A 24,336-nucleotide genomic window follows, 5' to 3' on the forward strand; every position below is an offset into this window, starting at 1 on the left:
GAATTCAGGGCTCGCAACCGATCATCTGACGAATCTTCTGCGCCAGTTCTTCAATGGAAAACGGCTTGGCCAGCAGGTCCATCCCCGGCTCCAGGAAGCCCTGGCGCTCGGCGGCCTTTTCCGCGTAGCCGGTCATGAACAGCACCTTGAGCCCCGGGCGCTGCTGGCGGGCAATCTCCGCCAACTGCCGGCCGTTCATGCCCGGCAGGCCGACATCGGTCACCAGCAAATCAATGCGCGTCGGCGACTCCAGCAAGGGCAGGGCGCTGCGCGCGTCCTCGGCCTCGAAGGCGCGGTAGCCCAGTTCGTTGAGCACATTGAGCACCAGCATGCGCACCGCCGGGTCATCTTCCACCACCATCACGCTTTCCCCGGCCATGGCCTGGGGCGCTGGCGGGCTGCCCGCCGGTTCCGCCGTTGCCGGGGGCGCGCTGTGCAGGCGCGGCAGGTACAGGCGCACGCAGGTGCCCTGGTCCGGTTCGCTGCTGATGGTCACGTGGCCGCCGGACTGCTGGGCAAAGCCATAGATCATCGACAGCCCCAGCCCGGTGCCCTGGCCGATGGGTTTGGTGGTGAAGAACGGGTCGAAGGCCTTGGCCAGAATGCGCGGGCTCATGCCGGCGCCGTTGTCGCTGACCCCCAGCATCACGTAGTCACCGGCCTTGACCGGTTCCAGGGTGCGGATGTCGCTGCCGTCGAGGTAGCTGTTGGCCGTCTCGATCAGCAGTCGGCCGCCGTGGGGCATGGCGTCGCGGGCGTTGATCACCAGGTTGAGCAGGGCGTTCTCCAACTGGCTGGCGTCGGTGTTCACCGGCCAGACATCGTCGGCCAGGTGCATCTGCAGTTGGATGTGCTCGCCCTTGGTGTGGTTGAACAGCTCGTGCAGCGAGCGCACCAGCTGGTTCGGGTCCAGGGGCCGGCGGTCCAGGGACTGGCGACGGGAAAAGGCCAGCAGGCGGTGGGTCAGGGAGGCGGCACGCTTGGCCGAGGACATGGCGGCTTCGGTAAAGCGGCCGATTTCGTCGCCGCGCCCGTTATCGATGTAGCGCTGCATCAGGTCCAGGCTGCCGATGATGCCGGTGAGCATGTTGTTGAAGTCGTGGGCGATGCCGCCGGTGAGCTGGCCCACGGCTTCCATCTTCTGCGCATGGCGCAGGGCGTCTTCGGCGCGCTCGCGCTCGAACATCTCGTTCTGCAGGCGCTGGTTGGCGGTGGCCAGGGCTTCGGTGCGCCGATTGACCCGCTCTTCCAGGGTTTCGTTGAGGTTGCGCAGGGCTTCTTCGGTCTGTTTGCGCTCGGTTTCATCGATCACGAAGATGTAGAAACCGTTGATCGCGCCGTCGGCGCCGTGGCGCGGCAGGTACTTCATCAGGGCATGGCGCGGACGGCCGTCGCGGTGCGGCGAGTTGGCCTCGAAGCTGCACGGCGTACCGGCCAGGGCCGCCTTGATGTTTTCGGCGCGGGTGGCGTAGATCTCGTCTCCCACCACTTCGCGAATGGTCCTGCCGTACAGCTCCTGCGGGGTCAGGCCGTACCAGTCCAGGTAGGCGCTGTTGTTCAGGCGAAAGCGTTCTTCGTGGTCGACATAGCCGATCAGCACCGGCATGGCGTTGATGATCAGTTGCAGCTCGGTCTGGCTCTGGCGCAGGGCCTGCTCCATCTGCTTGCGTTCGGTCAGGTCCAGGGCGGCGCCGAGAAAGCGCGTGGGCCGGCCATGGTGATCCTTGTAGCAGCGGCCCCGGGCGAACACCCAGCGCACCTGGCCGTCGGCCAGTTGCAGGCGGTACTCCTCGGCGTATTCGCTGCCCTGGGTGATGCAGTGCTTGATGCTCCGGGCCACCATGGCCCGGTCTTCCGGGTGCACGCCCTTGAGGTATTCACTGATGGGCAGTTGCCGGGATTGCTGCGGGTCGACGCTGTGCAACTGGGCAAAGTGGGCGTCGGCAATGAAGCGGTCTTCGCCAATGTCCCAGTCCCAGGTGCCCACCGCGTCGGTGGCCGCCAGGGCCAGTTGCAGGCGTTCTTCGGTTTCGTGCTGGGCCCGCAGACTGGCCTCGGAGCGCTGTTGCAGCTCCAGGGCGATGCGCCGGCGTTCGTTGGTTTCGATGGCGGTCACCAGGATCCCGGCGACGTCCCCGCGCTCGTTGCGGATCGGGCTGTAGGTCAGGTCCAGCCACAGGTCGTATTCGCTGCCGTTGCTGCGTTGCAGGCTGAAGCGCTGCTCGCTGAAGCTGCGCACCTGGCCGTTGAGCACCGCGCGGTAGACCGGGTCGGTGAAGTCCATCAGCTCCGGCCAGATCAGGTGCGCCGGCTGGCCGAAGGCGTGGGGGTGCTTGTTGCCAGCCAGCAGGGCGAAGCCGTCGTTGTAGATCTGGGTCAGCTCGCCGCCCCACAGCAGCAACATCGGCATCGGTGAATGGATCACGATGTCCACCGCGGTGCGCAGGCTCTGGGGCCATTGGCCGGAGTGACCGAGGGCCGTGGCCGACCAGTCCAGGCGGGCAATCAGGGTGGCGGCTTCGCTGCCGGAATGGGGGGCATTCATGTCGGGTGGGTCCTGGGCGCAGCGGTGTTACACGGCAACGTCATGGGTCGCGTACTGAAAAAGTCGCATGGACATGCCGTGCATATTCAAACGGATGGAGTCTAGGCGTTTATGACGCCGGCATTTTCACCCGCTTTTGCGGCGGATGACCAGTCTAGAGGGGCTGAACGGTTCCTGTAGCCGCTGCCGCAGGCTGCGAACGCTCCGGGCGGAAGCGCTGCCCTTGAGATCGTCGAAGGTCCTGCGGCCCTTTGCGCAGCCTCGCGGGCTCGGCAGCGGCTACAGTGCTGCGCCGTGAAGGGGGGGGCGGCGGTGGTTGGCCGTCGTCAGTGGCGCAGTTCCTCGCGGTCGCGAAACTGCTCCAGGGCCTCGGGGTTGGCCAGGGCGTCGGTGTTTTTCACCGGCAGGCCATGCACCAGGTTGCGCACCGCCAGTTCGACGATCTTGCCGCTGATGGTGCGGGGGATGTCGGTGACCGCGAGGATCTTCGCCGGGACGTGGCGCGCGGTGGTGTTGTCGCGGATCACCTGGCGGATCCGTTCCCGCAAGGGCTCATCCAGCACCACGCCGTCCTGCAGGCGCACGAACAGCACCACCCGCACGTCGTGCTCCCAGCTCTGGCCGATGGCCAGGCTTTCCAGGACCTGTTCCAGCTTCTCCACCTGGCGGTAGATCTCCGCGGTGCCAATGCGCACGCCACCGGGGTTGAGCACCGCATCGGAGCGGCCGTGAATCAACCAGCCGCCATCGGCCAGCTGTTCGGCGTAGTCGCCCTGGGCCCAGACCCCGGGAAACAGGCTGAAGTACGAGGCCTTGAGCTTGCTCTGGTCCGGGTCGTGCCACAGGCCCACCGGAATGCTCGGAAAGTGCCGGGTGCACACCAGTTCGCCTTTCTCGCCGATCACCGGCTGGCCCTGGTCGTTCCACACTTCGATGGCCATGCCCAGGCCCTTGCCCTGCATCTCGCCGCGGCGTACCGGCTGGATCGGGTTGCCGGCGACGAAGCAGGCGACGATGTCGGTGCCGCCGGACATCGAGGCCAGGCACAGGTCGCGCTTGATCTCGCGGTACACGTAGTCGTAGCTCTGCGGCGACAGCGGCGAGCCGGTGCACAGCAGGGTCTTCAGGCTGTCCAGGTGGTGGCTGTGGCGCGGCCGGCTGCCGGCCTTTTCCAGGGCGGCCAGGTACTTGGGGCTGGTGCCGAAGACATTGATGGCTTCGCTATCGATCAGGTCGATCAGGTGCTCGTTGGTCGGGTGGAAGGGCGAGCCGTCGTAGAGCACCAGGCTGGCGCCGGTGGCCAGCGCCGACACCAGCCAGTTCCACATCATCCAGCCGCAAGTGGTGTAGTAGAACAGCCGCTCGCCGGGGCCGAGGTCGGTGTGCAGGCCGTGTTCCTTGAGGTGTTGCAGCAGCACCCCGCCGGTGCCGTGGACGATGCACTTGGGCACCCCGGTGGTGCCGCTGGAATAGAGGATGTACAGCGGATGGGCGAAGGGCACCGGGACGAACTCGGGCTCGCCGCCGGGGCGGTAGAAGTCGTCCCACACGCTGACGCGGGCCTGGGTGCAAAAGTCCTCGACCCGGGCTTGCGGACGGGCATGGGGCACGATGAGCAACTGCTCCAGGGACGGCAGGCGCTCGAGGATTTCATTGACCTTGGCGGTCTGGTCGATGTCCTTGCCGGCGTAGCGATAGCCGGCGCAGGTGATCAGTACCTTGGGTTCGATCTGGCCGAAGCGGTCGATCACCCCCTGGGTGCCGAAGTCCGGCGAACAGCTGGACCACACCGCGCCGAGGCTGGTGCTGGCGAGCATCGCCACCAGGGTTTGCCAGGTGTTGGGCATGCAGGCGGCGACCCGGTCGCCGAGGCCGACCCCGGCCGCCCGCAGGCTGCGTTGCAGGCCGGCGACCTGGGCCGCCAGTTCGGCGTAGGTCAGTTGTTCGCGCTGGCGGCTTTCGTTGATCGCCACCACCGCTATTGCGTCGTCCCGGCGCTTGAGCAGGTGCTCGGCGAAGTTCAGGGTGGCGCCGGGAAACCACTGCGCGCTGGGCATCTGCGGGCCTTCGCGGAGCACGCATTCGGCGCTCTGGTGGAAGCTGACCTCGAAGAAGTCGACGAGGGCCTGCCAGAAGCGTTCGCGCTGGTCGATGCTCCACTGGTGCAGGCTGGGGTAGTCGTGAAGGTTCAGACCGTGGCGCTGATTAACGAAGCGGCGGAAGGCATCCATCCGCGTCTTGCCGATGCGTTCGGCGCTGGGTTGCCAGAGAAGGTCGGACATGCAAGGCCTCTATTTCTTCTTATGTTCGGTGTGCACTGTCGTTCATTGTGGCGAGGGAGCTTGCTCCCGTTCGGCCGCGTAGCGGTCGTCCACCAGACGACCGCGTTTTGTCGTTGAATCTCGGTTGCCTGGTTTTAGGGCCGCTACGCGACCCGGCAGGAGCAAGCTCCCTCGCCACAGAAAGAGTGGGGGGCAGGGGCGGGGTTATTGCGCCAGCCAGCCACCGTCGATGTTCCAGGCCGCGCCGCGCACCTGGGCGCCGGCGTCACTGCACAAAAATAGCACCAGCTCGCCCAGTTGCGACGGGGTGACGAACTCCAGGGACGGCTGCTTTTCCGCCAGCAGATCATGCTGGGCCTGTTGCGGATCGGTGCCCGCGGCGACGCGGTCGTCGATCTGCTTCTGCACCAGCGGGGTCAGCACCCAGCCGGGGCAGATGGCGTTGCAGGTGATGTTGCTGGTGGCTGTTTCCAGGCCCACCACCTTGGTCAGGCCGATGACCCCGTGCTTGGCCGCCACATAGGCGGCCTTGCCCACGGAACCGACCTGGCCGTGCACCGAGGCGATGTTGACGATCCGCCCCCAGCCCTTGGCGCGCATTCCCGGCAGCCCCAGGCGGGTGCTATGGAACACCGAGGACAGGTTGATGGCGATGATCGAATCCCAGCGCTCCACGGGGAATTCCTCCACCGCCGCCACGTGCTGGATGCCGGCGTTGTTCACCAGGATGTCGACGCCGCCGAACTCCCGTTCGGCGTAGGCGAACAGCTCGGCGATCTGCGCCGGGTCGCTGACGTCCGCCGGGTGATGGCCGACCTGGCCGCCGAATTGTGCGACCTCGGCGATCGCCTTCGAGGCATCGCCGAAGCCGTTGAGAATCAGCTTGGCCCCGGCCTTGGCCAGGACCCGGGCGATGCCCAGGCCAATGCCGCTGGTGGAACCGGTGACCAGGGCGGTCTTGCCAGAAAGAGTGCTCATGAATACCTCACACGATGCCGGTGGCGTAGAAAGTGGCGATGACGACGAACACCGCCAGGGTCTTGATCAGGGTGATGCAGAAAATGTCCTTGTAGGCTTCGCGGTGGGTCAGGCCGGTGACTGCCAGCAGGGTGATCACCGCGCCGTTGTGCGGCAGGGTGTCCATGCCGCCGCTGGCCATGGACGCCACCCGGTGCAGCACTTCCAGGGGAATGTTGGCGGCATGGGCGGCGCTGATGAAGCTTTCGGACATGGCCGCCAGGGCGATGCTCATGCCCCCCGAGGCCGAGCCGGTGATGCCCGCCAGCAGGGTTACGGTGATGGCTTCGTTGACCAGCGGGTTGGGGATGCTTTTGAGCCAGTCGGCCAGCACCAGAAAGCCTGGCAGGGAGGCGATCACGGCACCGAAACCGTATTCCGAAGCGGTGTTCATCGCCGCCAGCAAGGCACCGCTGACCGCGCTCTTGCTGCCCTCGGCGAGCTTGCTGCGAATCGCCGAGAAGCCGCACACCAGCACCATCAGGATGCCCACCAGCAAGGCCGCCTGCACCGCCCAGATGGCGGTGAGCTTGGCGATTTCGCTGGTTACCGGGGCGGCCATGCCCGGCAGGCTGAGGCTGTGGGTCTTGCCGTACCACTGGGGAATCCAGTGGGTGAACAGCAGGTTCATGATGCCCACCAGCAGCAGCGGCGACAGCGCCAGCCAGGGGTTGGGCAGCTTCAGGTCCTCGGCGGTTTCCGGTTCGTTGCGCAGTTCGGTGCCGTAGCCTTCACCGGCCTTCTGCGCCTTGTTGCGCTGGCGCTGCAGGAACAGCATGCCGGCGCAGAACACGAAAATGGTGCCGATCACGCCCAGCCAGGGCGCGGCCCAGGCGGTGGTGTTGAAGAAAGTGCTGGGGATGATGTTCTGGATCTGCGGGGTGCCGGGCAGGGCGTCCATGGTGAAGGAGAACGCGCCCAGGGCGATGGTCGCCGGGATCAGCCGCTTGGGGATGTTGCTCTGGCGGAACATCTCGGCAGCGAAGGGGTAGACGGCGAACACCACCACGAACAGCGAGACGCCGCCGTAGGTCAGCAAGGCGCAGACCAGCACGATCACCAGCATCGCCTGGCGAGTGCCGAGCAGGCGGATCGCCGCGGCGACGATGGAGCGCGAGAAGCCCGACAGCTCGATCAGCTTGCCGAACACCGCACCCAGCAGGAACACCGGGAAATACAGTTTGATGAAGCCGACCATCTTCTCCATGAACACCCCGGTAAAGGCGGGCGCCACGGCGGACGGATCGGTGAGCAGCACTGCGCCGAGGGCGGCAATGGGGGCAAAGAGGATGACGCTGTAGCCACGGTAGGCCGCCAGCATCAGCAGCGCCAGGGCTGCCAAGGCAATGATCACACTCATGGTGTGTCTCTCCAGGATTGTTATTGTTGTCGGGTGTTGCGTGTGGAGAGCGTTATAGCGAGAACTGTGCCATCTACTTAAGTTGTTGAAATGTATGAGTATTTTTATTTTTCTAAGGGCGGTTCGGAGTTGATTGTCTCTTTTTTGAGACTTTTTTGGATTGGTCGGCCGCTTCGCTGGCAAGCCTGCTCCTACAGAGATCGTTCGGAGCGCCGTAGGAGCTGGCTTGCCAGCGAAAAGCGCGGAGCACGCCGGTAACTTCTCTAAATAGAGATTGATGTCTCTTTATGGAGACTCAGCAATCCCCAAGGCCGCCATCTTCTTGTACAGCGTCGAACGGCCCAGCCCCAGGCGTCGCGCCGCTTCGTCCACCTTGCCGGCGCACTGGGCCAGGGTGGCGCTGATCAGTTGCCGGTCGAACCGTTCCCGGGCCGCGGCGAAGGTTTCCTGGCTCGGCGACTCGGCGGGCAGCGAGGCCGCATCGCGCTGCGCCGGGCTGAAGCTGCCGATTGCCGCGCGAATGTCCGCGGCAGTGAGTATCAGGTCGTCGCTGAGCAGCGCCGCCCGTTCCAGCACGTTGCGCAGCTCGCGGATGTTCCCCGGCCAGGCATGTTGCGCCAGCAGGGCCAGGGCTTCGCGATCCAGTTCATGCTGGCTGCGCAGTTCTTCGAGAATCCCTTCGCTCAGGGCCGGCAGGTCGTCCAGGCGTTCGCGCAGAGCCGGCACCTGGATCGGCAGCACGTTGAGCCGGTAGTACAGGTCGGCGCGGAACTCGCCGCGCTTGATCGCCGCTTCCAGGTCGGTGGAGGTGGCGGCGATCACCCGCACATCGCTGTGGATCACTTCGTTGGAGCCCACCGGCTCGAACTCCTTCTCTTGCAGCACCCGCAGCAACTTGCTTTGCAGGGGCAGGGGCATGTCGCCGATTTCATCGAGGAACAGGGTGCCGCCCTGGGCGATCTGCAACTTGCCGGCGCGCCCCTTGCGGTCGGCGCCGGTGAAGGCGCCGGGGGCGGTGCCGAAGAACTCCGCCTCCAGCAGCGCCTCGGGAATCGCCGCGCTGTTGATGCTGACAAAGGGCTTGTGGGCCCGGGGCGACGCGGCATGGATGGCCTGGGCCAGCAGCTCCTTGCCGGTGCCGGTTTCGCCTTGCAGCAGCACCGGGGATTCGGCACTGGCGCTGCGTCGGGCCCGGCGTTTGACTTCCAGGCTGGCGGCGCTGGTGCCGATGAAATGGGCGAAGTTGTACTTGGTCTGCCGGGCCCGCAGCAGGGAGCGGGTGGAGGCCAGTTCTTCCTGCATGCTCAGGTAGCGCTTGAGCATCGGCGACAGGCTGCGCAGTTCGTCGAACAGGGCAAAGCCGATGGCGCCGATCACCGTGCCGGCGGCGTCGTGGATCGGCAGGCGCATCACCACCAGCGGTTCCTTGGGGGTGTCCTGCATGTCCAGCAGGATCGGGCGTCCGGTGCGTACCACTTCCCGCAGCAGGCTGCCGGGGATCACGCTTTCGCAGGGCTTGCCGATGGCGAAGGCCGCCGATTCCAGGCCGAAGCGCCGGGCGTAGCGCTCGTTCATCCAGACGATATTGGCGTCGCGGTCGACGATCACCGTGCCTTCGCTGGACTGCTCGATGATCTCGAACAGCGAGCGGATCGCCAGTTGGCGCACACGCTGGTAATCCTTGAGGCTTTCGCTGTCGTTCATGGCGGCATCCTGAAAATGGGCGCGGCGATTATGCCGCAGTCTGCCCCGGTTGTTGCGCTGTAGCCGCTGCCGAGCCTGCGAGGCTGCGCAAAGGGCCGCAGGACCTTCGGCGGTCTCTAGGGCGGCGTCTGCTGCGCAGCCGTTCGCAGCCTGCGGCAGCGGCTACAAAGAACAGCGCGCCTTCTGTAGCCGCTGTCGAGTCTGCGAGGCTGCGTAAAGGGCCACAGGACCTTCGGCGGCCTTGAGGGCAGCGTCTGCTGTGCAGCCGTTCGCAGCCTGCGGCAGCGGCTACAAAGAACAGCGCGCCTTCTGTAGCCGCTGCCGAGCCTGCGAGGCTGCGCAAAGGGCCGCAGGACCTTCGACGGCCTTGAGGGCAGCGTCTGCTGCGCAGCCGTTCGCAGCCTGCGGCAGCGGCTACAAAGAACCGTGCACCTTCTGTAGCCGCTGCCGAGCTTGCGAGGCTGCGCAAAGGGCCGTAGGACCTTCGGCGGCCTTGAGGGCAGCGTCTGCTGCGCAGCCGTTCGCAGCCTGCGGCAGCGGCTACAAAGAACCGCGCGCCTTCTGTAGCCGCTGCCGCAGGCTGCGAAAAAGGGTCGTCGGCGGCGGGTCAGCCGGGATGGGCGGCGGCCAGCAGCTCCTGGGTGTAGGGGTGCTGCGGGTTGTCGAACACGTCGTGGCTGGCGCCGCGCTCCACCACCTGGCCGTCCTTGATCACGATCATGTCGTGGGCCAGGGCCCGTATCACCGCCAGGTCATGGCTGATGAACAGGTAGGTCAAGCCGTACTTTTCCTGCAGTTGGCGCAGCAGGGCCACCACTTGTTTCTGCACGGTGCGGTCCAGGGCCGAAGTCGGTTCGTCCAGCAGGATCAGCGCCGGCTTGAGCACCAGGGCCCGGGCAATGGCGATGCGCTGGCGCTGGCCGCCGGAGAACTCGTGGGGGTAGCGGTGGCGGCTGTCGGGATCGAGGCCGACTTCCTCCAGGGCGCGGATCACCTGTTCATCGCACTGGCGGGCGTCGTACTGGCTGTGCACTTCCAGGCCTTCGCTGATGATCTGCGCCACCGACATGCGCGGGCTGAGGCTGCCGAAGGGGTCCTGGAACACCACCTGCATCTGTTTGCGCCAGGGCCGCAGTTGTTTCTGGTCGAGGCCGTCCAGGGCCTGGCCCTGGAAACGGATGCTGCCCCGGGAATCCAGCAGGCGCAGGATCGCCTGGCCCAGGGTCGACTTGCCCGAGCCGGACTCGCCGACGATGCCCAGGGTCTTGCCTTGCTCGACGCTGAGGCTGATGTCGTCCACTGCCCGCAGGTATTGCTTGCGCCGGAACAGACCGCCGGCTATCTGGAAATCGACGCTGAGATTGTTCACCTCCAGCACGGTTTCCCGGCTGTCGCGACACAGTGGCCGGCCTTCGGGCTCGGCGTGCAGCAGCTCGCAACTGTAGGGGTGTTGCGGGGCGCGGAACAGGGTGTCGCAGTCGGCCTGTTCGACGATTTCCCCGGCCTTCATCACGCACACCCGCTGGGCGATGCGCCGCACCAGGTTGAGGTCGTGGCTGATCAGCAGCAGGGACATGCCCAGGCGCTGCTGCAGGGATTTGAGCAGCAGCAGGATCTTGCGCTGCACGGTCACGTCCAGGGCCGTGGTGGGTTCGTCGGCGATCAGCAGCTCCGGCTCGCAGGCCAGGGCCATGGCGATCATCACCCGTTGGCGCTGGCCGCCGGAGAGCTGGTGCGGGTAGGCCTTGAGCCGTTCACGGGGTTTCTGGATGCCCACCAGTTCCAGCAGTTCGAGAATCCGCGCCTGGGCCTGTTTGCCGCCCAGGCCGCGATGCAGCAGCAGGGTTTCGCCGATCTGCTTCTCCACGCTGTGCAGCGGATTGAGGGAGGTCATGGGCTCCTGGAAGATCATGGCGATGCGGTTGCCCCGCAGCTTTTGCAGGGTCGCCGGGTCGCTGCCCATCAGCTCCTGGCCGCGGTAGCGCACGCTACCGGAGCTGCTGCAGCCGGTCTGCGGCAGCAGTTGCAGGATCGAGTGGGCGGTCACCGACTTGCCCGAACCGGACTCGCCCACCAGGGCCAGGCACTCGCCGGGGCGGATGTCCAGGCTCAGGTCGCGGACCACGGTCTGTGCGCCGAAGCTGACCTTGAGCTGGCGGATTTCGATGAGGTTGTCAGTCATTGCTACCGTCCGCTTCAAGATCGTGGATCAAAGGCATCGCGCAAGGCTTCGCCGATAAACACCAGCAGCGAGAGGATCAGCGCCAGGGTGAAAAACGCCGTCAGCCCCAGCCACGGCGCCTGCAGGTTCTGCTTGCCCTGGCCGATCAACTCGCCCAGGGAGGCGCTGCCGGCGGGCATGCCGAAGCCGAGGAAGTCCAGGGCGGTGAGGGTCGAGATGGCGCCGGTGAGGATGAACGGCAGGTAGCTCAGGGTGGCGTTCATCGCGTTGGGCAGGATGTGCCGCAGGATCACCTTGCGGTCGCTCAGGCCCAGGGCTCGGGCGGCCTTGACGTACTCCAGGTTGCGCCCGCGCAGGAACTCGGCGCGCACCACGTCCACCAGGGCCAGCCAGGAGAACAGCGCCATGATCCCCAGCAACCACCAGAAGTTCGGCTCGACGAACCCCGAGAGGATGATCAGCAGGTAGAGCACCGGCAGCCCGGACCAGACTTCCAGCAGGCGCTGGCCCAAGAGGTCGACCCAGCCGCCGTAATAGCCTTGCAGGGCGCCGGCGGCGATGCCGATCAGGGCGCTGATGGCGGTCAGGGCCAGGGCGAACAGGATCGACACCCGGGCGCCGTAGATCACTCGCGCGGCCACGTCCCGGGCCTGGTCGTCGGTGCCCAGCCAGTTGACCTTGCTCGGCGGGCTGGGGGCGGGCTGGGTCAGGTCGTAGTTGGGTGTGTCTTCGCTGAAGGGAATCGGCGGGAACAGCAGCCAGCCACCGTCCTTGCGGATCAGCTGCTGCACGTAGTCGCTGCGGTAGTCGGCCTGGAACGGCAGCTGGCCGCCGAATTCCTGCTCGGTGTAGCGCTTGAACACCGGGAAGTACAACGAGCCCTGGTAGCTGACCACCAGCGGCTTGTCGTTGGCGATCAGCTCACCGCCCAGGGTCAGGATGAACAGGCCGATGAACAGCCACAGCGACCACCAGCCACGGCGGTTTTGCTTGAACCGGTCCAGGCGCCGGCGGGCCACGGGAGAAAGCTTGAGCATCAGGCGTTCCTCGCGGCGAAGTCGATGCGTGGGTCGACCAGGGTGTAGCACAGGTCGCCGATCAGTTTTATCAGGAGGCCGAACAGGGTGAAGATGAACAGCGAGCCGAACACCACCGGGTAGTCCCGGGACACCGCGGCCTCGTAGCTCATGCGGCCCAGGCCGTCGAGGGAAAAGATCACCTCGATCAGCAGGGAGCCGGCGAAGAACACGCTGATGAAGGCCTGGGGGATCCCCGACACCACCAGCAGCATGGCGTTGCGGAACACATGCCCATACAGCACCCGGCGTTCGCTCAGGCCCTTGGCCCGGGCGGTGACCACGTACTGACGGGTGATCTCGTTGAGAAAGGAGTTCTTGGTGAGGATGGTCAGGGTGGCGAAGCCGCCGATCACCAGGGAGCTGACTGGCAGCACCAGGTGCCAGAAGTAGTCGGCGACCTTGCCCAGGGTGCTCAGTTGCTCGAAGTTGTCCGAGACCAGGCCGCGCACCGGGAACCAGTTCAGCGAGGTGCCGCCGGCGAACAGCACGATCAGGAACATGGCGAACAGGAAGGCCGGCATGGCGTAGCCGATGATGATCGCGGTGCTGCTCCAGATGTCGAAGTGGCTGCCGTGGTGCACCGCCTTGCGAATGCCCAGGGGGATCGACACCAGGTAGGTGATCAGGGTGGCCCAGAGGCCGAGGGAGATGGTCACCGGCATTTTTTCCAGGATCAGGTCGGTGACCGTGGCGCCACGGAAGAAGCTCTTGCCGAAGTCCAGCCGGGCGTAGCTTTTCAGCATCAGCCACAGGCGCTCGTGGGCCGGCTTGTCGAAGCCGTACTGCTTCTCGATGTCCTGGATCAGTTTGGGGTCCAGGCCGCGGCTGGCTCGGGAGCCGCTGCTGCTCATGGCATCGGCGGAGCCGCCGACCGCGCCGCCGCCGATCCCTTGCAGGCGGGCGATGGCCTGTTCCACCGGGCCGCCGGGGGCGGCCTGGACGATGACGAAGTTCACCAGAAGGATGATCAGCAGGGTCGGAATGATCAGCAGCAGGCGCCGCAGGATGTAGGCCGGCATCAGTGGCGCCCTCCGGGTTGGCCACGGCGGATCAGCTCGGCGGCCATCTGTTCATTGGTCAGCGCGGTGCTGCTGACTTCCCACCAGCTTTCGATGGCTTCGTCGTTGCTCGCCGGCACCTTGGGCATGCCGAAGCGGTTCCACCACACCGTGGAGGTGCCGGGCGGGTAGTAGTTGGCGATCCAGTAGTAGTTCCACTGCAGCACCCGGTCCAGGGCGTGGGCGTAGCGCAGCATCTCCGGCTGGCTGGTGGCTTTCACCAGGCCGTTGAGCAGGCTGTCCACCGCCGGGTTCTTGAGCACCATGTAGTTGTTGGAGCCCGGATCGTTGGCCGCGGCCGAGCCGAAGTAGTTGTGCAGCTCCATGCCCGGTGAGGTGGTCACCGGGTAGCCGGTGACGATCATGTCGTAGTCCCGGGCCATCAGGCGGTTGACGTATTGCGAGGGGTCGATGCGGCGGATGTTCAGGCTGATGCCGATCTGCGCCAGGTTGCGCTTGTAGGGCAGCAGCAGGCGTTCGATGGAGCCCTGGGTGATGAGGAAGGTGAAGCTCAGGGGTTCGCCGTCGGCATTCACCAGTTTGTCGCCCTCGGCTTTCCAGCCGGCCTGTTCCAGCAGGGCCAGGGCCTGCAGTTGCTTGTCGCGGATCACGCCGCTGCCGTCGGTTTTCGGTGCTTCGAAGACCTGGGTGAAGACTTCGTCGGGGATCTGCCCGCGCAGCGGTTCGAGGATCTTCAGCTCTTCGGCGTCCGGCAGGCTGCGGGCCGCCAGCGGGGTGTTGGAGAAGAAGCTCTGCTGGCGGATGTAGAGGTTGCGCATCATCTGCCGGTTGCTCCATTCGAAATCCCAGAGCATGGCCAGGGCCTGGCGCACCCGGCGGTCCTGGAATACCGGCCGGTCGAGGTTGAACACGTAGCCCTGGGCCGGTTGCGGCGCCGATCGGGCCAGGTGGGCCTTTTGCAGGCGGCCGTCGTTCAGGGCCGGGCTGTCGTAGCCGATGGAATAGCCGGTGGCGGAGAATTCGCGGTTGTAGTCGTAGGCGCCGCCGCGCAGCACTTGCCGGGCGACGTCGATATCGCCGAAGTACTCGACACTGAAATGATCGAAGTTGTACAGGCCGCGGCTGACCGGCAGGTCCTTGCCCCACCAGTCGGGGTTGCGGGCAAAGGTGATGCTGTTGCCCGAATCCACCTTGGCCACCCGATAGGGGCCGCTGCCCAGGGGCGCTTCATAGCCACCGCCAGCGGCGAAGTCGCGACTCTTCCACCAGTGTTCGGGGAACACCGGCAGGGTCGCGATATCCAGGGGCAGGGTGCGGTTTTCGTTGCTCTTGAAGTCGAAACGCACCACCCGCGGCGATTCCACGGTGACGCCTTTGACGTCCTCGAACTGGGTGCGGTAGCGCATGCTGCCCTGGGTCATCAGCAGGTCGTAGCTGTAGCGCACGTCTTCGGCGGTGATCGGCGTGTTATCGGCGAAGCGGGCCTTGGGGTTGAGGTAGAAGCGCAGCCACAGGCCGTCTTCGGCGCGCTCCATCTTCTGTGCCACCAGGCCGTAGACGGTGTAGGGCTCGTCCAGGGAGCGCAGGGCCAGGGGCGAATAGACCAGGCCGTCGAGCTGGGAGACGCCGATGCCCTTGTCTATATAAGGCAGCACATGGTCGAAACGGCCGATCTCGATGGCCGAGCGGCGCAGGGTTCCGCCCTTGGGGGCCTGGGGGTTGACGTAGTCGAAGTGGCTGAAGCCCTGGGGATACTTGGCCGGTTCGCCGTAGACGGTCATGGCGTGTTGCGGTGCCGCCTGGGCACCCGCGGCGCCCAGTAGCAGGACGGTGAAAAGCACAGTGGAGGAAAGCAGTCGCATTGTCAGCCTTAGGAGCCGGGTGATCGATGACCACGATTTGTACGCTAGCGGCCTGTGACTGGCCAGCCGCTTTTACAAGCGCAACGGCCCACCAGGAGGCGGGCCGTTGAGCAGGCACAAGCGCGAGGGGATCAGTCCTGGCGGCTGGTGACTTCCAGCAGGTGGTAGCCGAACTGGGTCTTCACCGGGCCTTGCACGACGTTGACCGGGGCGCTGAACACCACGGTGTCGAATTCCTTGACCATCTGGCCCGGGCCGAAGGAGCCCAGGTTGCCGCCGTCGCGGCTGGACGGGCAGGTGGAGTTCTTTTTCGCGACTTCGGCGAAGTCGGCGCCGGCTTCGATCTCGGCTTTGAGTTCGTTGCACTTGGCTTCGCTGGCAACCAGGATGTGACGGGCAGTGGCTTTGGCCATGGATGTTGCTCCTTTCAAGAAAGTTGAGAGCCTACCGGATTCAGGTGGCTATTTCTTGTCAAAGTTCCTGCAAAGCGTTGCCGCCCGGCGCTTGCGCGGGCGGCGGGCGGGGTTGGGGCGGTGGCGGTCAGGCGGGGACGGCGGCGACCTTGCCTGCTTGTTGCAGTTGTTCTGCGCCGCGGCGCAGCAGTTGCTCGGTGGCGGCCCAGCCCAGGCAGCCGTCGGTCACCGACACGCCGTAGCGCAGTTGGCCGCTTAAGGGTTGGCAGCCTTCGAACAGGTGGCTTTCCAGCATCACTGCGACCAGCGAGCGATCGCCCTGCAGGCGTTGCTCCAGGACCTCGTTGAACACCGCCGGCTGGCGCAACGGGTCCTTGCCGCTGTTGGCGTGGCTGCAATCGACCATGATCCGTGCCGGGATCTTCAGCTTGTGCAGGTCGCGCTGGACCTGGGCCACGCTCTGGCGGTCGTAGTTCGGCCCGCGATGGCCGCCGCGCAGTACCAGGTGGGTGTCGGGGTTGCCCGGGGTCTGGATGATCGCCGGGTGGCCCTGGCTGTCGACGCCGAAGTGACGGTGCGGGTGCGCCGCCGAACGCATGGCGTCACAGGCGATGGCGACGCCGCCGTCGGTGCCGTTCTTGAAGCCCACGGGCATTTCCAGGCCGCTGGCCATTTCCCGGTGGATCTGCGATTCGGTGGTGCGCGCGCCAATGGCCACCCAGCTCAGCAGATCGTCGAAGTAGCCGGCGGCCATGGGTTGCAGCAGTTCGGTGGCGATCGGCAGGCCCAGGCGCAGCATCTCGCGCATCAGGTCCCGGGACAGGCTCAGGCCGCCGGCCATGTCGTCGCTGCCATCCAGGTGCGGGTCGTAGGCCAGGCCTTTCCAGCCGACGGTGGTGCGGGGCTTTTCCACGTAGGCGCGCATCACCAGGAGCATCTGGTCGCTCAACTCTTCGGCCAGGCGGGCCAGGTTGGCGGCGTATTCCAGGGCCGATTGCGGGTCGTGGATGGAGCAGGGGCCGACGACGACCAGCAGGCGTGGGTCGCGACCTTCGAGAATGGCGCGCACCGCCAGGCGGTGGTTGGCAACTTGCTGGCTCAGGGCCAGGGACAGCGGCAGTTGCTGCTTGAGCTCCAGGGAGCTGGGCAGGCGCCGGGTCAGGGGTTCATTGGCGCTGACGTGGGCGGACAGGGGCAGAGCGGATACGGACGAGTTCATGTGCGGTCTTCCTGGGCGGGCGGCGGGTGATGTCCCGCGCGCGGCCCTACTGGGGTGTTCGACAATTGGCCGTACTGGCCATCAGTGTGCAATTGCCACCGGTAGGTGACCGATCGGAGGCGGCAGGCTGTCCCGAGCGGAGGCTGCTAAATCGCCAGGCGGAAAACATGTCGTAGCGGTAATAGGTGGCGTAGTTCATGGGGCAATCCTCGGTAAGTTCGGTGTGTTGCAGAAAAGTCGTGGTTGAAAACGTGGTGCCGGAAAAAACAAAACCCCCGGTCGGGAGGCCGACCGGGGGTTGAGATTTCTCTGGTAGGCGACCCGTCAAAGTGGGCGCCGGTTGGGTATCAGGCGCGCCAGTGGCTAAACCAATACCCAAAATAAAAGTTGACCGGAGCCAGGTTGCCATTGACCCGGACAGCCGCAACCGAACGCAGTGCGCTGGCGGTGTGGCGGTGCAGGGAAGGGGTCTGGGACAGCATGGGGTTTCTCCGTGAAGTGGGGCGAGCTTACTAGAGGCCAGGGCCGCGATTCAATCAGTAATTTCTATGGACGCTGTTGTCTCGGGCGATGGATTAAGCGCCGCCAGGATTTATGCCACACTCGCCGCTCCCCCTCGTTGCCTCGCCAAGGAATCTCCATGACCGTGCTGACCCTCGCTGCCGCCCAATCGGTATCCATTGCTGGCGACTGGCAGGGGAATCTGGCCCGGCATCAGCATCTGATGCGCCTGGCGGCGCAACAGGGGGTGCAGGTCCTGGTGTTTCCCGAACTGTCCCTGACCGGTTATGAGCCGCCACTGGCCGCGCAACTGGCGCTGGCACCGGATTCCCCACGGTTGCAGCCGCTGCGGGACCTGGCCCGGGAACTGCTGATGACGGCGGTGGTGGGCTTGCCGATTCGCCTGGCGGAGGACGGGCCGGTGCTGATCGGGGCGCTGGTGCTGGCAGCCGACGGCTCGCAGGCGGTGTACAGCAAGCAGCATCTGCATGCCGGGGAGGAGCGCTTCTTTGCCCCCGGCACGGGCGGGGCGCCGCTGCAACTGGCAGAGGCGAGGTTGGCCCTGGCGGTGTGCGCGGATTTTTGTCATGCCAGTCACGTACAGGCTGCAGTGGCTGCCGGTGCCGACATCTATGCCGCCGGGGCGCTGATCAGCGAGGGCGGTTATGCCGCCGACAGCGCCTTGTTGCAAGGTTATGCCCGGGACTACGGCATTGTGCTGTTGATGGCCAATCATGGCGGTCCCAGCGGTGGCTGGGCCTGTGCCGGGCGTAGCGCGATCTGGGGCCGTGACGGCCAGTTGCTGGGCGCCGTGGAGGGGGTTGGCGAAGCGCTGTTGATTGCCCGCTGCGTGGCCGGGCAATGGCAGGCCCAGGTTGTGCCGGTGGCCGGCTGATGAATGCACTGCAATTGCGCCCGGCGTCAGCGGCCGACCTGGCTTTCGCCCGGGACCTGACCCGCTCGACCATGCTCGGCTATTACATTCGCAATGACCTGCTGTGGCTCGATGAGGCGTTCGATGTGGCCTGGGCCGGTCGCGAGAATCTGCTGATCTGCCAGGCAGACGAGGTGCTGGGCTATGTCAGCCTGAGTCGGGACCTGCGGGCCCTGTATATTCGTGAATTGCATGTGCTGCAGGCGTGGCGCGGGCGCGGTGCCGGCGCCTGGGTCCTGGCGCGGCTCTTGGAGCGGGCGCGCCAGGAGCACCTTGGCCTGTTGCGCCTGACCGTGTTCAAGGGCAACCCGGCACAGCGTCTGTATGAACGGATGGGGTTGCAGGTGGTGGGGGAGGAGGAGTGTTTCTGGCGCATGGAGCGTCCTACTGTCGCAGGCCCCGGACCCGGGTAGCGGGCCCCGGGCTGCCGGGGCTTGAAGGTGCGACGCGGCCTGCGGTCTGGCAGGCGGCGTGGCTTTATCGCTCGCCGATGAATTTTATATAGCGCTTGTGATTAGGTTTGTACGTCGCTTTTTTGCTAAGGTGTCCGGCAACCTTTAAAGACCAAATCGCGAGGTGTCTGCTTGATTAGGGTGCTAGTAGTCGATGACCATGATCTCGTTCGTACGGGCATTACACGAATGTTGGCTGACATCGATGGCCTGCAAGTAGTCGGGCAGGCGGAGTCAGGGGAAGAATCCCTGCTCAAGGCGCGGGAGCTGAAGCCCGACGTCGTCCTGATGGACGTCAAGATGCCCGGGATCGGAGGTCTTGAAGCCACGCGCAAACTGCTGCGCAGCCATCCGGACATCAAGGTCGTGGCGGTGACTGTCTGCGAGGAGGATCCGTTTCCGACTCGCCTGCTGCAAGCCGGCGCGGCGGGCTACCTCACCAAGGGCGCAGGCCTCAACGAAATGGTCCAGGCGATTCGCCTGGTATTTGCCGGCCAGCGTTACATCAGCCCGCAGATTGCCCAGCAATTGGTCTTCAAATCGTTTCAGCCTTCCAGCGACTCGCCGTTCGACGCGTTGTCCGAACGTGAGATTCAGATCGCGCTGATGATTGTCGGTTGCCAGAAAGTGCAGATCATCTCCGACAAGCTGTGTCTGTCGCCGAAAACCGTGAACACCTATCGCTATCGTATTTTCGAGAAGCTCTCGATCAGCAGCGATGTCGAGCTGACGCTGCTGGCGGTTCGTCATGGCATGGTCGATGCCAGCCTCTGAAATGACCGACCTGTTTGATCCCAGCGCTTTTCTTTCTACCTGCAGTGGCCGTCCTGGCGTGTATCGCATGTTCGACAGCGATGCACGCTTGCTGTACGTCGGTAAAGCCAAGAACCTGAAAAACCGCCTGTCCAGCTACTTCCGCAAGACCGGCCAGGCACCGAAGACCGCCGCCCTGGTGGCGCGTATCGCCCAGATCGAAACCACCATCACTGCCAACGAGACCGAAGCGCTGCTGCTGGAGCAGACGCTGATCAAGGAATGGCGGCCGCCGTACAATATTCTGCTGCGCGACGATAAATCCTATCCCTATGTATTCCTTTCGGACGGCGATTTTCCGCGATTCAGCATCCATCGTGGGGCGAAGAAGCAGAAGGGCAAGTACTTCGGCCCTTACCCAAGCGCCGGAGCCATCCGCGAAAGCCTGAGCCTGTTGCAGAAGACCTTCATGGTTCGCCAGTGCGAGGACAGCTACTACAAGAACCGTACCCGACCCTGCCTGCAGTATCAGATCAAGCGCTGCAAGGGGCCTTGTGTCGGCCTTGTGGCGCCTGAAGTGTATGCCGAGGACGTGCGCCACTCGGTGATGTTCCTGGAAGGACGCAGCAACGCCCTGACCGATGAACTCTCCAGCGCCATGGAAGCGGCCGCCGGCACCCTGGATTTTGAAAAGGCCGCCGAGCTGCGGGACCAGATCTCCCTGCTGCGCCGGGTCCAGGACCAGCAGAGCATGGAAGGCGGCACCGGCGATGTGGATGTGGTGGCCGCGTTCGTCAACCCGGGCGGCGCCTGCGTGCACCTGATCAGCGTGCGTGGCGGGCGGGTGCTGGGCAGCAAGAACTTCTTTCCCCAGGTGGGCATCGAGGAAGACGTGGCGGAAGTCATGTCGGCCTTCCTCGGCCAGTATTTTGTCAGCAGCCCGGAGCGCGACCTGCCTTCCGAGCTGATCGTCAACGTGGTGCACGACGACTTCCCGACCCTGATCGCCGCCATTGATGAATTGCGCGGGCGCGAGCTGACCATCAGTCACCGGGTCCGCGGCACCCGGGCGCGCTGGCAGCAACTGGCGGTGACCAACGCCGAACAGGCCCTGAGCGCGCGCCTGGCCAACCGTCAGCATGTCGCGGCGCGATTCGAAGCCCTGGCCGAAGTACTGAGCCTGGACGAGCCACCGCAGCGCCTGGAGTGCTACGACATCAGCCACTCCAGCGGCGAGGCCACTGTCGCGTCCTGCGTGGTGTTCGGCCCGGAAGGGCCGCTGAAATCCGATTACCGGCGCTACAACATCGAAGGCGTCACCGCCGGCGACGACTATGCAGCCATGCACCAAGCCCTGACCCGACGCTTCAGCAAGCTCAAGGAAGGCGAGGGCAAGCTGCCGGACATCCTCCTGGTGGATGGCGGCAAGGGGCAGTTGTCCATGGCCCGTGACGTGCTCAACGAGCTGGCGGTGCCGGACCTGATTCTCCTTGGCGTCGCCAAGGGCGCCACGCGCAAGGCCGGTTTTGAAACCTTGTACCTCAACGATGCGGCCCACGAGTTCACCCTCAAGGGCGATTCCCCGGCCCTGCATCTGATCCAGCAAATCCGCGATGAGGCCCACCGCTTCGCGATCACCGGTCACCGTGCCCGACGCGGCAAGACCCGGCGCACCTCGACCCTGGAAGGGGTGGCGGGCGTCGGACCCAAGCGTCGACGGGATCTCCTTAAACATTTTGGTGGATTGCAGGAACTGTCCCGTGCCAGCATCGACGAGATTGCCAAAGCACCGGGAATCAGTAAAAAGCTCGCAGAGTTGATTTATGCAAACCTGCACAGCGATTAGAATGCCCAATCACCTCGTAGCCAGTTGTGCCGATGAATATCCCGAATCTGATCACCGTTCTACGCGTCCTGCTCATCCCGATTTTCATATTGCTGTTCTATTTGCCCTATAGCTGGAGCTACATGGCAGCCAGTTCAGTGTTTGCCTTCGCGGCCGCCACGGACTGGCTGGACGGGTACCTGGCGCGACGCCTGCAGCAGAGCACGCCATTTGGCGCGTTCCTCGACCCTGTGGCCGACAAGCTGATGGTGGCGGTGGCTCTGGTGCTGCTGGTGCAAGAGCACGGCAACCTGTGGCTGACCCTGCCGGCCGCCGTGATCATCGGTCGTGAAATCGTGGTTTCGGCCTTGCGCGAATGGATGGCCGAACTGGGCGCTCGGGCTCAGGTGGCGGTATCCAACATGGGCAAATGGAAAACCGCAGCGCAGATGCTGGCGTTGGTGATTCTCCTGGCCAACCCATCGGATTTCAGTTTCTGGGTGCTGGTGGGTTACGCCTTGCTGCTGGTGGCGGCGGGGCTGACCTTGTGGTCGATGTTGCAGTATCTGCGGGCCGCCTGGCCCCACCTGAAAATCGACAACGAAAAAAAATAAGTTTTTTTGAATCAAAGGCTTGACGCGCATTCGGATTTCTATAGAATGCGCAACACCAAGACGTTGCGGGAATAGCTCAGTTGGTAGAGCACGACCTTGCCAAGGTCGGGGTCGCGAGTTCGAGTCTCGTTTCCCGCTCCAAACATAGCGCTGCAGAGTTCCACGAATTCTGTAGCGATCGCAAAAAGGACCTTCGGGTCCTTTTTGCGTTTCTGCGGGTTCCACTCGAATCCAGCACCCTCCAGCGCTTTCAAGTCCTGAATTGAGTCCGAATGAGCCTCTTGAATTCGAACGCGTATTGAATCGGTTTGTTGCTGGAGCCGCTTGTATAGCTAGACGAGCATTTGGCCCTGAGTCTGATCAGGCACTCGCCATGGCACTCTCGAATACCACCGCTGGGCAAGCCCTAATTACCGGCAATGATGACTCCCTCGGCGTCATCGATATCCTGTCCGAAGGCGTGGACCTTCAAGGCGCATCAGCCTCGCCACACCATGCCGAGCGCAATCTTCACCGACCTCACGCTAGCCAGTGACCCGCTTGAGTTCCGCTCGCAGACGACGCCGCTCAGCGTGTTGATCATCGTCCTGCTGCAATTCTTCTTGAGGAGTGCTGTAGCGCTTTATCCAGGCTGCGCCGCCCCCCCAAAAAAAGGTGTCTACCTAACCTGGGGCGATACAACTCATGTGGCTCCCGTGAAAGGGCTACCGGATGAGCGGGCGCTGTGGGCAGAAGACGTTTATAGGGGCTGCAGTACCCTGCGTGATCGCGGCTGCGGGCAGACGGTCAAACACCGTTCGGCATCTCGTGGGCATTTTTAGCGAACGCACCTTGAGAAAAAACGGACCACTGCTAGCGTACTGACAGTACTCGATGCCAGCAGTAAATGGCACCTACGCTATCTCCAGTGGAAGGTTCATATGCGCGCCAGGTTTTACTGCGGGTTTTTATTGCTATCGACCCTGATTCCCTCCATTGCCGCCCAGGCTCAAATCACCGGTTCGCTTGACTTGCCGATAGGCAGTGGCGTCGGCCAGGTCGGTGTCGAGCGCATTCCCAATGAAGAGTGCAGGGGGCCGACCACGATCGCTTCCGGTCCCGATGGCCAGTTGGCCATTCTGGATAGTGTCAACCATAAGATCCTGGTTGTCGGTGAAAAAGCCGCCACAGAAATCCGATTGCCCTCCGACCTGCTTGAGCCAGTCGATCTGGTCTCGACAACATCAGGCTATCTGGTGGCCGGGGCGCTGGGCGACGTAGTGCTGGTTTCAAAGGCGGCCAAGGTCATTGCGCGTACGTCCACCGGCTACGACCCCGAGTCGGGCGCACCCCGTTTCGTGGTGCTCTCGGATAGCAGGTTCACGCTTGAGAACCTCACCGGCAAACAAGTGCCCGTCGATATCGACAGCAAACGGTTGGGCAAGCTTACGGACCCTGGCCTGCTGGCTGCGGCGTCCTTTAATTTCAAACTGGAGAAGCCCACGCTCGCCGTGGGGAGCAACACCCAATCCAGTACCGGGTTGAAGCAGACGAGCATTGCTTCGCAGAGACGCCTGGTCGATGTGCGCATGCTCTGGGCGAACGCGATGGATGGCGCCCTGATTGCAACGCAAGAGACCGTGAAAGCGCCAGAAGAACAGAGTTTTGTGCGCCTGATCAACACCGATGCCCAAGGCACGCCCACCACCGAGGCGTACGTGGCGCCCAACGCCTATGCGTGCAATATCCGTCGCCCGTTCGCGCGATTGACCAACGGTGTGGTCGTCAGCCTGTTATTCGCCAAGGATGGACTGGTCACAGTTGAACCCATGGTGTTTTCCAAAGTCGGCACTGCCGAGCCGGTGGCCATCGCCCGGTCCTCCGATGTTCAACTTATTGCCTCGCAGACAGACACGCTCAAGCAACTGGAGCAGTTGAACGGAACCAGCGCTGTCGGACTGGTGGCTCTGCAGCAAGTCAGTCGCCAGAGCATTTTGAAAAAAGCGCTTGAGGCACTGGAGCTCAAGTGGATGATGCATGCCAGGAACTACAGCCGCGATGGGGTTCCCAACCTGTGTAACCCCACGGCCAATATCTGGCACCGGCCAAGCCGGCTGGATGCGTTCCTGGAGAAAGAAGTCACCGCAATTCCCTACCGGTGGGGCGGTTATGCCAGTTCACTCGAGACTTTTCGCAAACACCTCGATGACGGCAAGCTGGCGGGTTCGGATTGCACATGTCGCAATGCCGATTGCGTTTATTCCGGTGCAACGGGCCTTGATTGTTCGGGCTTCGTTTCCTACGCCTGGCAAACAGGGACCTACTACACCACAAGCAGCCTGCCGAATGCCAAAGTCAGTGCCGCGGTGCGTTGGGACGCGGTGCAACCCGGCGACATCGTGAACAAGGCCGGATCTCATGTTCGACTGCTCGAAAGCACCGCGAACGGTCCCAACGGACGCTTCCATACCGTCATCGAGTCAACCACCAAAACGTCCTGCGGCGGTGTTTGTCGCCGCTCGTACACCGAAGCTGAACTGATGCGGGATGGCTACAAGCCCCTGTCTCGGCTGAACCTCAATCCCTGAAGGACGTG

At 64.2% G+C, this 24,336-nt stretch carries 17 protein-coding genes and 1 tRNA gene; 7 read left to right on the top strand and 11 right to left on the bottom strand.

What is annotated here, in order from left to right; genetic code table 11:
* Positions 1-4 precede the first annotated feature (4 nt).
* The 11 genes from L1O02_RS12835 to L1O02_RS12885 all read right to left on the bottom strand — a co-directional run bounded on the left by L1O02_RS12835 (position 5) and on the right by L1O02_RS12885 (position 16,682).
* Positions 5-2,545, bottom strand: a complete 2,541-nt coding sequence (locus L1O02_RS12835; RefSeq protein WP_060839903.1) for a PAS domain-containing sensor histidine kinase — start codon at positions 2,543-2,545, stop codon at positions 5-7.
* A gap of 326 nt (positions 2,546-2,871) precedes the next feature.
* A complete protein-coding gene (locus tag L1O02_RS12840; RefSeq protein WP_235760022.1) occupies positions 2,872-4,827 on the bottom strand; it encodes an acetoacetate--CoA ligase in 1,956 nt (651 codons plus the stop codon).
* A gap of 204 nt (positions 4,828-5,031) precedes the next feature.
* Entirely contained in the window at positions 5,032-5,805 is a 774-nt protein-coding gene (hbdH, locus tag L1O02_RS12845) for a 3-hydroxybutyrate dehydrogenase (protein WP_060839901.1), read from the bottom strand.
* Between the two features lie 7 nt (positions 5,806-5,812).
* The gene (locus tag L1O02_RS12850) at positions 5,813-7,204 is read right to left on the bottom strand and encodes a GntP family permease (protein WP_016967002.1); all 1,392 of its coding nucleotides are present in this window, start codon (positions 7,202-7,204) and stop codon (positions 5,813-5,815) included.
* Positions 7,205-7,489: 285 nt separating this feature from the next.
* Entirely contained in the window at positions 7,490-8,908 is a 1,419-nt protein-coding gene (locus L1O02_RS12855) for a sigma 54-interacting transcriptional regulator (RefSeq protein ID WP_060839900.1), read from the bottom strand.
* A gap of 607 nt (positions 8,909-9,515) precedes the next feature.
* Positions 9,516-11,090 carry an ABC transporter ATP-binding protein gene (locus L1O02_RS12860; protein WP_060839899.1) on the bottom strand — a complete coding sequence of 525 codons (1,575 nt, stop codon included), beginning with the start codon at positions 11,088-11,090 and terminating at the stop codon, positions 9,516-9,518.
* A gap of 14 nt (positions 11,091-11,104) precedes the next feature.
* Positions 11,105-12,127: an ABC transporter permease gene (locus L1O02_RS12865; protein WP_060839898.1), complete on the bottom strand. Its 1,023-nt coding sequence runs from the start codon at positions 12,125-12,127 to the stop codon at positions 11,105-11,107.
* The gene (gene yejB, locus L1O02_RS12870; protein WP_060839897.1) at positions 12,127-13,188 is read right to left on the bottom strand and encodes a microcin C ABC transporter permease YejB; all 1,062 of its coding nucleotides are present in this window, start codon (positions 13,186-13,188) and stop codon (positions 12,127-12,129) included. Before yejB ends, L1O02_RS12865 begins: the two co-directional genes overlap by 1 nt.
* Positions 13,188-15,050, bottom strand: a complete 1,863-nt coding sequence (locus tag L1O02_RS12875; RefSeq protein WP_060839896.1) for an extracellular solute-binding protein — start codon at positions 15,048-15,050, stop codon at positions 13,188-13,190. The genes yejB and L1O02_RS12875 overlap by 1 nt, the downstream gene beginning before the upstream one ends.
* Before the next feature lie 131 nt (positions 15,051-15,181).
* Positions 15,182-15,463 (bottom strand): peptidylprolyl isomerase, encoded by a 282-nt coding sequence (locus tag L1O02_RS12880; protein ID WP_007924449.1) that lies wholly within the window; start codon positions 15,461-15,463, stop codon positions 15,182-15,184.
* A 127-nt stretch (positions 15,464-15,590) separates the two neighbouring features.
* Positions 15,591-16,682 carry a 3-deoxy-7-phosphoheptulonate synthase gene (locus L1O02_RS12885; protein WP_235760023.1) on the bottom strand — a complete coding sequence of 364 codons (1,092 nt, stop codon included), beginning with the start codon at positions 16,680-16,682 and terminating at the stop codon, positions 15,591-15,593.
* A 640-nt stretch (positions 16,683-17,322) separates the two neighbouring features.
* Here L1O02_RS12885 and L1O02_RS12890 point away from each other — a divergent pair.
* The 7 genes from L1O02_RS12890 (at position 17,323) to L1O02_RS12920 (ending at position 24,328) form a co-directional block, all read left to right on the top strand.
* Positions 17,323-18,078 (top strand): carbon-nitrogen hydrolase family protein, encoded by a 756-nt coding sequence (locus L1O02_RS12890; protein ID WP_235760024.1) that lies wholly within the window; start codon positions 17,323-17,325, stop codon positions 18,076-18,078.
* A complete protein-coding gene (locus tag L1O02_RS12895; RefSeq protein ID WP_060843946.1) occupies positions 18,078-18,530 on the top strand; it encodes a GNAT family N-acetyltransferase in 453 nt (150 codons plus the stop codon). The genes L1O02_RS12890 and L1O02_RS12895 overlap by 1 nt, the downstream gene beginning before the upstream one ends.
* Positions 18,531-18,701: 171 nt before the next feature.
* Positions 18,702-19,343: a UvrY/SirA/GacA family response regulator transcription factor gene (gene uvrY, locus L1O02_RS12900; protein WP_011061841.1), complete on the top strand. Its 642-nt coding sequence runs from the start codon at positions 18,702-18,704 to the stop codon at positions 19,341-19,343.
* A 1-nt stretch (position 19,344) separates the two neighbouring features.
* A complete protein-coding gene (uvrC, locus tag L1O02_RS12905; protein WP_235760244.1) occupies positions 19,345-21,168 on the top strand; it encodes an excinuclease ABC subunit UvrC in 1,824 nt (607 codons plus the stop codon).
* 32 nt (positions 21,169-21,200) lie between these two features.
* Positions 21,201-21,761 carry a CDP-diacylglycerol--glycerol-3-phosphate 3-phosphatidyltransferase gene (gene pgsA / locus L1O02_RS12910; protein WP_060839891.1) on the top strand — a complete coding sequence of 187 codons (561 nt, stop codon included), beginning with the start codon at positions 21,201-21,203 and terminating at the stop codon, positions 21,759-21,761.
* A 65-nt stretch (positions 21,762-21,826) separates the two neighbouring features.
* Positions 21,827-21,902, top strand: a tRNA-Gly gene (locus tag L1O02_RS12915).
* Positions 21,903-22,681: 779 nt separating this feature from the next.
* Positions 22,682-24,328, top strand: coding sequence for a hypothetical protein (locus tag L1O02_RS12920; protein ID WP_060839890.1), 1,647 nt, complete (start codon positions 22,682-22,684; stop codon positions 24,326-24,328).
* The last annotated feature ends 8 nt before the right edge of the window (positions 24,329-24,336 follow it).

The sequence above is a fragment of the Pseudomonas sp. BC42 genome (assembly GCF_021560055.1).
In the GTDB taxonomy this organism is placed as follows: Bacteria; Pseudomonadota; Gammaproteobacteria; order Pseudomonadales; family Pseudomonadaceae; genus Aquipseudomonas.